Annotated in this window: 9 protein-coding genes and 1 pseudogene; all 10 read right to left on the reverse strand. The window is 62.6% G+C overall.

Annotated features, from left to right (window positions below; all coding sequences use genetic code 11):
- On the reverse strand, window positions 1-496 hold a 496-nt coding region (locus CCR94_RS21565; protein WP_146090136.1), incomplete at its 3' end, for a hypothetical protein.
- 1 nt (window position 497) lies between these two features.
- Entirely contained in the window at window positions 498-794 is a 297-nt protein-coding gene (locus tag CCR94_RS21570; RefSeq protein WP_104510209.1) for a hypothetical protein, read from the reverse strand.
- 34 nt (window positions 795-828) lie between these two features.
- The gene (locus CCR94_RS21575; RefSeq protein ID WP_104510211.1) at window positions 829-1,287 is read right to left on the reverse strand and encodes a hypothetical protein; all 459 of its coding nucleotides are present in this window, start codon (window positions 1,285-1,287) and stop codon (window positions 829-831) included.
- A 3-nt stretch (window positions 1,288-1,290) separates the two neighbouring features.
- On the reverse strand, window positions 1,291-2,808 hold the full coding sequence (locus tag CCR94_RS21580) for a hyaluronate lyase N-terminal domain-containing protein (RefSeq protein WP_104510214.1): 1,518 nt from the start codon (window positions 2,806-2,808) through the stop codon (window positions 1,291-1,293).
- A 39-nt stretch (window positions 2,809-2,847) separates the two neighbouring features.
- Window positions 2,848-4,959, reverse strand: coding sequence for a phage tail protein (locus CCR94_RS21585; RefSeq protein WP_104510217.1), 2,112 nt, complete (start codon window positions 4,957-4,959; stop codon window positions 2,848-2,850).
- Between the two features lie 10 nt (window positions 4,960-4,969).
- Window positions 4,970-5,425 (reverse strand): NlpC/P60 family protein, encoded by a 456-nt coding sequence (locus CCR94_RS21590; protein ID WP_104510220.1) that lies wholly within the window; start codon window positions 5,423-5,425, stop codon window positions 4,970-4,972.
- A gap of 10 nt (window positions 5,426-5,435) precedes the next feature.
- Window positions 5,436-6,344, reverse strand: a complete 909-nt coding sequence (locus tag CCR94_RS21595) for a DUF2163 domain-containing protein (protein WP_104510222.1) — start codon at window positions 6,342-6,344, stop codon at window positions 5,436-5,438.
- The gene (locus tag CCR94_RS21600; protein ID WP_104510225.1) at window positions 6,345-6,947 is read right to left on the reverse strand and encodes a DUF2460 domain-containing protein; all 603 of its coding nucleotides are present in this window, start codon (window positions 6,945-6,947) and stop codon (window positions 6,345-6,347) included.
- Window positions 6,944-9,424, reverse strand: a complete 2,481-nt coding sequence (locus CCR94_RS21605) for a baseplate megatron protein TIM-barrel domain-containing protein (protein ID WP_104510228.1) — start codon at window positions 9,422-9,424, stop codon at window positions 6,944-6,946. The genes CCR94_RS21600 and CCR94_RS21605 overlap by 4 nt, the downstream gene beginning before the upstream one ends.
- A gap of 4 nt (window positions 9,425-9,428) precedes the next feature.
- A pseudogene (locus tag CCR94_RS25305) lies at window positions 9,429-9,721 on the reverse strand (hypothetical protein); the annotation flags it as partial.

Here is a 9,721-nt window from a genome sequence, read left to right on the forward strand (position 1 = left end):
CGCGTCCAGCGAGATTCCGAAGAGCGTCGAGGCGCTGAGGCAGTTCTGGATGCCGATCAGGTTCAAGCGCGACACGTGAGCCGGTCCCCACCGGGGCTTCAGCCCCTGGTGCGCTCGTGCCGCTTACGATGCACTGGCCCCGGACGTCCGCGAGGAGAAGGCCGGCGGCGGCCGTCACGGCTGAACCGCCGATATAGACGGCGGTCGTCGCGTGATTGACGATTGTGACCTCCTTGCGTCCGGCGCGGGCCGCGACAACTTGCGTGGCGGAGGTTGCGACGCTGACCTGCCCGGTCGCGATGTTGGCGTAGGTTTCCGTTGTCGGAACCGGATTGCCTTGGCTGATCGTCGCGCCGCCAATATCCAGATTGACCGCGCCAATCAGGTTGGCGCCGGCCGCGAGGGCGGGAAGAGCGGAGACGCTGACCGAGCCAATCGCACTCGATCCGCTGGAAGGCTCGACAACGAGGAAACAGATACGGATTGCGCGGACCACGTTACCGGTTGCGTCGCAGGGAGATTATTGCCCCCGGTGTCGCGGCGCCGCTGTCGCTGGCGAGCAGATTGGCCGGAGCCGTGATGGGCAGGGGGTTGGACGGACCGATCGCCGCGAGATTGCCGAGCGCGTTGACAAAGCCGACTTCAGTCGCGCTCGATGGGGCCGCGCTTCCATTCGCGCCGACACTGGCGTTGGAGCCGCCCGCGCCGCCCCCGAAACTGGCTAATTTATTGCCTGCGCCATCTTCGATGACGACGCCTCGGGTTACAGACCCATTGGGGTATCGCCAGTCCATGAAAATCTCCGCAATGCGTTGCGCGGGAGCCCGCTCAGAGCGAGGCGGCCAGCGTGAACAGGGCGTCCAGGTCGGAATTGGTCTTGTTCATCGCGGCGGCGAGAGCCACGACGATCAAGCTCGACCTCTCAAAAGTCTGGTCGCCCAGCACCGCCATTTGCGCGGCGAACTGCTCGGCGTTTGGGAGAGCGGCGATGGCGGAAGACAAGCTTGCGGGCATGGCTCCTGTCGAAATCAGCGCGATCGCTTCCGCATTGGTGATCAAGCCGTCCTGCGCGGCGGCTTGAAAAAACTGACGACGAGAAACTTGCGTTGGAACGGCCGAAGCCGTGTTTGGCGCGGCGCCTGGCGCGCCGCCGTTCGACAGCCAGGACAAATAGACCTGAAAGTCGGTATTCCTGGGATCCGCAGGAATGAAAGCCCCATCCGAACGCATGACAGGTTGCGCGTTGGGGGCGGATTTTGCGTCCGTTAGCGTATAGGAAATCGTCATATATCAAATCTCCGCGCTCAGATTCTGGGACCCAGAATAAAAACCGTAAGTATTTCCAGAATTTATCGTGTGGTTTCCGACATATGCTATGCCATTATTACACACACCTATAGACGGGGCATCGCTAATATTATACGAAGAACTGAAGGTTACGCTCCCAGTTGACGTTGGCGCTGACCGCATTTGAGAAAAGTTCTGAAAGACCTGAACATACGCCGCGCTGCTAGCGGCATTATAGGACAAGGCGACACCCGTCCACGTCAGAAGGCGGAAATAGTACTGGCAGATCGCAAGTTCGAGGCTCGGCGGGCGGCGCTCGAACGCCGTCGCCACGGCGCCCGGCTCGAATTGCGGCCGCAAAATCGTTCCGGTCGAGAATTCGACATTCGTCTGGGTCGCGGCGCTGAGGGCGGTCGCGGTGAAGGGCGCGCTGGCATAGGAGCCGGATCCAGAATAGCCAGTCCCCTGCCAGACACGGGCCTGAGCCGCGCCAGCATGGGAAAGCATGTAAGCGCCCCCCTCGATCAGATTGCTTTCTATCGGCAGGATCAGCGAACCGGCCGTTACGGTAATCGTCGTGTCGATGCCGCTCGCCGCGAAAGTGTAGGTCGCGCCGGATGCGCCGGCGCGAACACCATCGTGGCCATAAGCCCCAGCCGCAAGCGTCACGGTTCCCGAAACATTACGTTGATTGATCGCGAAGCTGGCGTTGCGAAGTCGGTTGCGAAACCCCGCCGCGTCGCCCGATGCGATGCCTTGAGGGAAGTTTGCCTGTCCGGTCGTCGCGTTGATGACCAGGGCGTCGGTCCAACTCGATCCGTTCGACGAGACTTTGAAATGGAGATTGTCATCGCCCGCAAGGCCGACTTGTGCGCGTCCGGAAAATCCATCCTGGAACAGAATTGACGCGGTATTGGCTGCCGCGGACTTGTTGACCACGAGATTGAAACTGAGGCCGTTGAACAGCGCCGAAGAGCCATAGGCGGAGAGAACGTTGTTCGGATCAGCCGCGACGCCCACGCCAACATTGGCGAGGTTCGAAGCCGCCTGGTCGGCAATCGTCCATTTCCCCGGACTTGCGGCGCCATTCCCCTGCAGGACGATATAGCCATAGGGGGAGGAAATGGCGGCGCTCGCGGCGCCGTTGATCACGTCTGACCCGTTTGGACTCAGCGTGATCGTTTTCGAGGCGCTGGCGGCGCCGCTCTCATCCAGGATGCGTAGCGACACGCCGGTGGGAAAGGCGGAGACGGCCGGCAGAGTTACGGTGCGCGCCGCCGTGATCGCCGTATAGGCGATGGTGCGATCCGTGATCAGCGCCGTGTAGTTGAGGTCCGAGACGGACGTTCTCGTCGTGGCGGCCACCTCGGACAATTTCGCCGCGGCCCAACCGCCGGGCGTAACTCCATCGTGAACGGTGAGGCGATTGTTGGTGAGATCGACGATCAACTCGCCCTGCGCGCCGGTATAGGCCGCGACATTCGCCGCCGTGTCGCGGCGGCGTTTCAATTGAACGGACATGCGTCTTCCCTGACTGCGATGAGGCTGAAAATACGGCGTTCAGCTTGAAAGCGCGCCGAGATCGATGATCGTTGTGACGGCGGACTGAACGCTGCCGAAATCGTCGGTTTCGGCGACCGCCTGGTTGACCAGACCGAAATCCATGGGAACGCCGACCGCCAGTGTCGCCGTGACCGGACCGATCGCGCCAAGGCCCTGGATTGTGTGCGTGTAGGCGGCGCAGGTGGAGAGATCCTCAACGCCACCGCCATAAATGTTGTAGCTTTGAAACTTCAGATAGACCATCTGGCCGATATGGGCCGCAGTGACGTCGTACTGAAGGATCGCGGAATCGAGTTGGCAGAAGACGCTTCCGGCCGCATGCGCGGAGACCGATGAGGCGCTGAAACCGCGATACAAGCCGGCGAGGCCGTATTGATCGGCGCCGGACAGGGTTGCATTCGTATAGCTGAGATATTCGCCATCAACATAGCACAGCGTGACGCCCGCCGAGGCCGCCGTCGCCGAAACGGACTGGAGGCTTCCCCCGCTTTGCGTCAGGTCGACGCTCAGCGTATCGGCCCCGTCCGGATTGCTTCCGGTATAGGCCGGCAGCGCGGAGATGAGAACGCCCTGTTTGGCCGGAGACGAGAGTCGCGCAATCTGCGAATAGGATGCGCCGTCGAGGGAAACCCAGACGATGCAGCCGCCCCAGTTGGGATCGGCGTTCTGTCCGCTGGCGCCAATCCAGATCTGCGCGACATTGCCCGTGATGCCGGGCGGCGGTTCGATGATCAAGGGCATATTGACCGGCTGCGCCGCGACACTGGCGTCAGGCGCGCCGTTGGTTTTTGGCTGTGTCGGATATTGCGTCGCCGTCGCGACGCCTTGCGGAAATTCTTCCGCCGTCACCGTCAGGGCGCCCTCGGAATCCTCTTCGATGTCCGTGATACGAACCACCGTCTTGTTGAGTCCGAGCGCGGGATCGCTGAGCGTCACCAGATCCATCGGGTCGAGGAGACAGAACTCCATCGACAGTTTGAAGCTGTAGGTGTTGCGGATGTAAAGGCCGCGTTGCAGGATCAACTGCGCCGAGGTTTGCGCCGCGAGCGCGTCGCAGATCTCGTGCGCGGCGATTGTCGAACCGGTGCGCCGACCGAAGCGGTTGATGGCGCCCTGGTCGAAGGCGACGATGGGCCCCGTGTTGTAGGAATCCGAGCGCGCCTGGATCTCGATCGCCTGCTGGTTGTAAGCCGCGTAGGGATCGGAGCGCGTGATCTTGATCGGATCCTCGCCCGCGACGTCGAGAAAATCTTCGTCGGTGAGGTCGTAGATGGGGACCAGATTTGGCGTCCAGGTTTTCTGCAGGGTCGCCGAACCGCCGGTGACGACGCCGTCGCCGTAGGGAAGGATTCTCAACAGGCCAGCCGACCAGACCGCCGTGGAATTTGTGAGATGCAGCCAGCGCGACAGGATCGATGACGCCGTCTCCTGCGTGTTGAGCACGGGACTGATGGCGAGACCGTTCGCCCAGCAATAGGTCTGGTAGGAACTGTCGCCAGCATTGGCGTAGAGCGCGGTGGCGTCGATCGAGGCGGCGGGAAAGCCGACGCCATATTGCGGATTGGTGAGAAAATCCGAAATGACCTGCGCGGGGTCGGCGTCAATCCCATTGAAGCCCGTCCCGTGGAGAATGCCGTGGACCTCGAAATTGTTGTCGCCGACGCTGGCGGAAGAGCCGAGATTGTAAGCGGCGCTCGCGACATAGGCGACGCCTGGGTAGGTCAGCGCCTGGTTCGGGAAGGCCGACGCCAGATAGGACCAGACGGTCTGCGGCGAAGCGCCAGAGAACAGACTGAGGCCAAGGTCGATGAGGGTCGTCGTGGTGTTGGACGTTTGCCAGACCTGGCCGATGCCGGCGATCGGACCCTCGCAGACGCCCATCATGATCGAACACGAGTAATTGTAGCCCGCGCTCGCGCCGCCCTTGCCGCCCTTGCCGCTCGTATGTTGCGCGATGGCCTTGAAATTCTCGTACCAGAAGCAATTTGGCGCGAGCACGTTGCAGCCGTAGACGATCGGCACGGGCACGCAACTTGACGTGGTCTGCACCTGCAGACCGGAATATTTGGTGATCTGGGTGTTGACGTTCCCAGCGCCGAGAAAACCCATGTCCGCGCCTTCAGTTTCTTGGGGTGGGCCAGATCGAAAAATAGGCGAGTTTGCGCCGGGGATCGGTCAGGGCGGGGTTTTGCGTCAGTTGATCCTCGATCACGCAACCGGCGTCATGATAGGCGTGAATGATCGCGATGGGATCGATCCGCGTGACGATGCCGCCATGGGAATAGCTTCGGCCATAACGGAACAGAGCAATGTCGCCCGGCCGGGGCTTTTGGACCGGCGCGCAGCGTTGAGTGAAAAAGCTCAAGTACTTTTCGTCTTCACGATGGATCATCCAGTCGGGATCGTATGGGCGCGGATCGAACGGCGGGATGAGGCCGAGATCGACGAAGACGCGCACGATCAGCATGCCGCAATCGACGCCGACACCGCGTATGTCGGCGCCATGACGATAGGGCGTGAGCATCCATTTGCGCGCTTCGGCCACGACCGCGCCGCGCTGCTCGTTTTCGTTCATTTGCACGATCCTACTTGCCGCCCTTGGCGCCGCGGGAGGTGACGGAGGAGAGTGGACCCGTCATGATCTGTGGCGGCGGAACGAAGGGGAATCCCCGGAATTTTCCGAGATTGTTGAAACGGCTCTTGCATGTGTTCATGGTGCGGTCGCAGCCGTAGGTCGCAACAAAAGTGTCTCCGGTCGCTGGCGGATAGGGCAGCGGGTAGGACAGGATCAGGCTGCCGTTGCTCGCCGCCTTGATGGTCACGTCGGCGCCCGTGTTGGCGCCGGAGGTGAAGGCGATCGTGCCTTGCTGGTAAGCCGCAGTCGCCGCGCTCCAGGCGATCATCGTTTGTGTCGAGCCCGCGCCGACGGCGCCGGCGGTCGAATAGGTTCCTGCGGCCAGGCCGCATTGCGCGTCGTACAACACGTGCTGGCAATCGGCCTGATAGACGTTGCGGGGCATGTCGATATCGAGCAGCACGAGGTCGGAGGCCACGGTGATCTGCGCGCTGGAGCGACCGATCGAGTCGATCTGGGCGACGCGCCCCTTGAACAGGATCACCGAGCCGATCGGCGTGTTCCAATCGCTGAAGAAGACTTTTTCGCGCTGGATTTCGGCGCAGTCGAGCAGGCCCTGCTGCATCGCCTGGAGGAAGGGAATGCCGCCGATCGTGTCCGTCGCGCGGGCGAACAGCGTGACCTGCTGGCTGTCGACATTTACACCGCAACTCGCGCGGTATTTCAGGCCCGAAATCAGCACCGAATTGGCGAGATAGGTGAAGCCGTTGATCGCGACCGGCCTGTCGAGGTCGGTGTAGGTCAAGACCGTTCCGGTCGAGAGCCAGATGGTGAAACATTCGGCGGTGAGCAGCGGCGCGTCCGACGTCGGACGCAGCGCGTTCAGATAGGAGATGAGCGCGGCGGGAGCGGATTTCATTCAGCGCACCTGACGGAATTTCAGTCCGCCGATCTTCCACAGACCGGACAGAAAATTTTCGAATTCGGCGACGTCGTCGAGGAAGCGGCATTGGAAGCCGTACGAAAACGTCGCGGCGATGGTCGCGCCGCTCGCCGGCGGCGTGGCGAAGGCGATGGTGTTGGGGGCGGTGAATGTGTAAGCCGTCGTCGAGGCGCCGCCGACGGTGACGTTGGCGATGGAGATGACGTAGCTCACCGGTTCGTAATAGCCGCCGATGGCGCGTCCAAGAACGAAGCGTGTTGTCGCGCCGTCGCCGGTGGCGATGGTTTGGGATGTGGCCGCATTGTCGGTTGGATCGACGTAGAGAAACGTGTTCAACTGCCCATTGCACGACATCCAGAAGCCCATCAGGGTTTGCAGGGATTGGGACTGGAGCGCCGGGTTCGCGCCCGAGGAATCGAGCGCGTCGAAGGACAATTCGAATTGGTAGAGCGCGCGGGCGTAAAGCGGGACGCGCACCTCGCGGCCCGACGCGTGGGACGCCACCCGTGTCGAAAAAGTTGGCGTCTTCTTGACGCTCCAGCCCTGGCCGGGGAGTGTCGGAAATGTTGCAAGGGTCACGTGCGCACCGTTTCCAGTTTCAGGCTTTTGAGGGTCCAGAATTCCGTCATGAACTCTTCGAGGTCGAGGCTGTCGTCTGCGAATCGCGCGAGATGGGCGGCGGTGAAATCCGCCGTCACCACCACGCCCGACGCCGGGGCGGAGGTGAAGGTCACGACCGCCGGCAGGATCGACAGCGCATAGGCGGTGGGTGGCGCGGCCACGCCGTCGAGATAGACGGTGGGTGCGCCGAGGAGCGCCTGGACGTTTTCGCTGAAGCCGCCAATTTTTTGAGTCAGTGCAAAGCTTGTCGTCGTTCCGTCGCCGACGCCGATTGGTTCGCCCACGACCACGCCGAGCGCGTTTGGCGGGGTGAACAGGAAGGCTTGGGACTGGCCCGCGTGATTGGCGATGAAGGCGACGACCTCTTGCAGTTCGGCATGGGCGGCGGCGCCGCGCAGCAGGTCAAAATTCAGCTCGATATCATGGAGCGGATTGAGACGGCGCGCCGCACGCGATTCGCGGCCGGAAACATGCGCCTGGACGCAGGTGAGGAAACGCGGCTGGAATTTCACGCTCCAGCCTTGGCCCGCGAGCGTTGGGAAAGTGGCGAAGGTTCCGACGGTTGGCGATGGATCGGGCGCGGTCGGCGCCGTGGCCGGCCCCTTGCCGCCAATCCAGTTGCCGGTCGCCCAGGCGCCTCCGTCGCCCCAGACATCGCCGTCGAGGGGAAAGACCGGGAAAGGCCGGGCGTCACAGTTCCAAGCGCAGCAGAAGGGCGTGAAGACCATGGCGACGCCCGAACCGGACGTCGCATTGTTGGCGCTCCAGTAATCGTGCACGGATTGCAGGGCGAGATCGGCCAGCGTGTCGTCGCGTTGGGGGCGCCAGCCCGAGCCTACCGAACCCGTCCACAGCGACCAGAACGGCGTGGCGCTTTCGCTGGATTTGGGATCGTAGAACACGTTGGGCTGGTTGGTGCAACGATCAACCGTAGCGAAGCCATATTCGACGAAGGCGATCGGTTTTGACTGCGGTGTCCAGGCCGTGGTTGGGCCGTGGGGGCTCCAGCCTGTTCCGTCGCCATTGTCGTAGATCGCGCGGTGCGTGTTGTTCCACCACCAGCGCAGGCCCTTTCGCGTCAGCAATTGCTGGTTGGCGGCGAAGGCGTGGCGGGTTTGGGTGACGCGGTCGCCGAGCGGCAGCGTGCAGCGCTGGTCGGTGCCCAGCGGGTCGAGGCCGACGCCGCCGCCAAGACTGTTGGTGTAGAACCAATTGAAACCCTCGCCGCCTTCGATGTTGGCTTTCAGATAATCGGCGTTTTGCAGCGAGGGCTGGCCGGATAGTCCGAGGCCGTTCATCGTCTCCGGACCGGGCGGCCAGGTTTGCGGCGCGGGCGCGTTCCAGTTCTTGCAGTCGAGACCGCCGTCGCCGAGCGTCCAATCGGACAGCGGCAGATAATTGTCGAACGAGACGACATCGATGTTTTGCGAGGCGAACAGCGAGTCGAGATGCGGCCATTGGCCGTTGGCGCCCGGATGCTGCCAGCCGTTCCAACTCGACCAGTCCGGGGAATAGGCGATCAGGTTCTTGTGATTGGTCAGATCGCGCGCAAAACCAGCCGCGTCGAAGGTGGCGCGCACGTCGGCCGCGAGTTGGACGAGGCCGGCGACGAAGGGATAGTCCCATTGGGCGTGGCCGTTGACGTCGGTTGTTCCCGCCTGAGTCCAGTTGGGGCCGCGTAAAATTTCCAGGCCGCGCAATTCGGAGCCGAGCAGGAACAGATCGACCCCGCCCGCGAGCGCGCAGAGGTTGGCGTAATGCAGGATGAAGCGGCGGTAGGTGAAATCGGTGGGCGATCCCGAATAGGCGACCGTCAGATTGACGGCGTCGCGGGTGAACTGCGAGGGGGTCGCGCCGCCGAGAAAGCTGTTCACATTTTGGGTCGTGGCCGCGGTGAGATCGGTGGCGAGGCCGATGCGGCCGCGCCAGGGTTTTCCCGCCGTGTCCATCAGAATGAACGGATAGAAGATCACGCGCAAACCACGCGCGCGCAAATCGCGGATGCAGCGCACGATGCTCTGGTCCGAGGGCGCGCCGCCATAGGTGGCGGCGCCATTGTTGGTCGAGATCGGAATGAGGCCGGCCGAGTTTTGCGTAAGGCCGGAGACTTTCCAGTTGGCGGCGGTCCAGGCGCCGTTCGCGTAAGTCTCGAAGGCGCCCCCGATGAAATTGGTCGAGGGGTAGATCTTGCAGGTCGCGGCGTCAGTGGAATTGCCGAACCAGGCGCAGACCAGGGCGACCGTCTGGCACTCGGGATGCGCCGCCTGAAGCTGATCGAGCGCGTAGGAATAGTCGGTCTTGGTTCCGGTGGGCGCGAGATGGGTGTTGATGGGCGAGAACGACGACTCCGTAGCTTTCTTTCCCTGGGCGGGGAACGTGTCGTAGGTGAATTCGCCGGTGGCCGGCAGCAGGCACACGCCGAAGAGTTGCGCCATGATCTTACTGCGCCAGTCGACGCAAGCCGAGGTGATCGCCGTTGCGCATCGCCTGGTTCATCGCTTTCATGATTTGTCGCGAATTGGCGCCCAGCCAACTCTTCACCGAGGCCGCGTCCATGGCCGAGACATTGAGATGGACATGCGTGTCGCCGCCGCCTTGCGCCTGGGCGCCGCCGCCATTGGCCTGATTGCTCAGCATGGAGCGGAAGGCGCCCGCTTCGGCTGCCGGCATGATCAATTCGTTCTGATGCACCATGGCGAGTTGGCTCTGCGGGATCGACCAGGCGCCGATAT

Source organism: Rhodoblastus sphagnicola (assembly GCF_002937075.1).
Lineage (GTDB): Bacteria > Pseudomonadota > Alphaproteobacteria > Rhizobiales > Beijerinckiaceae > Rhodoblastus > Rhodoblastus sphagnicola.

Bases quoted from the DNA above. Each gene is read 5' to 3' on its own strand.
- CCR94_RS21570 (WP_104510209.1), bottom strand. From the start codon at position 794: ATGGACTGGCGATACCCCAATGGGTCTGTAACCCGAGGCGTCGTCATC.
- CCR94_RS21575 (WP_104510211.1), bottom strand. From the start codon at position 1,287: ATGACGATTTCCTATACGCTAACGGACGCAAAATCCGCCCCCAACGCG.
- CCR94_RS21580 (WP_104510214.1), bottom strand. From the start codon at position 2,808: ATGTCCGTTCAATTGAAACGCCGCCGCGACACGGCGGCGAATGTCGCG.
- CCR94_RS21585 (WP_104510217.1), bottom strand. From the start codon at position 4,959: ATGGGTTTTCTCGGCGCTGGGAACGTCAACACCCAGATCACCAAATAT.
- CCR94_RS21590 (WP_104510220.1), bottom strand. From the start codon at position 5,425: ATGAACGAAAACGAGCAGCGCGGCGCGGTCGTGGCCGAAGCGCGCAAA.
- CCR94_RS21595 (WP_104510222.1), bottom strand. From the start codon at position 6,344: ATGAAATCCGCTCCCGCCGCGCTCATCTCCTATCTGAACGCGCTGCGT.
- CCR94_RS21605 (WP_104510228.1), bottom strand. From the start codon at position 9,424: ATGGCGCAACTCTTCGGCGTGTGCCTGCTGCCGGCCACCGGCGAATTC.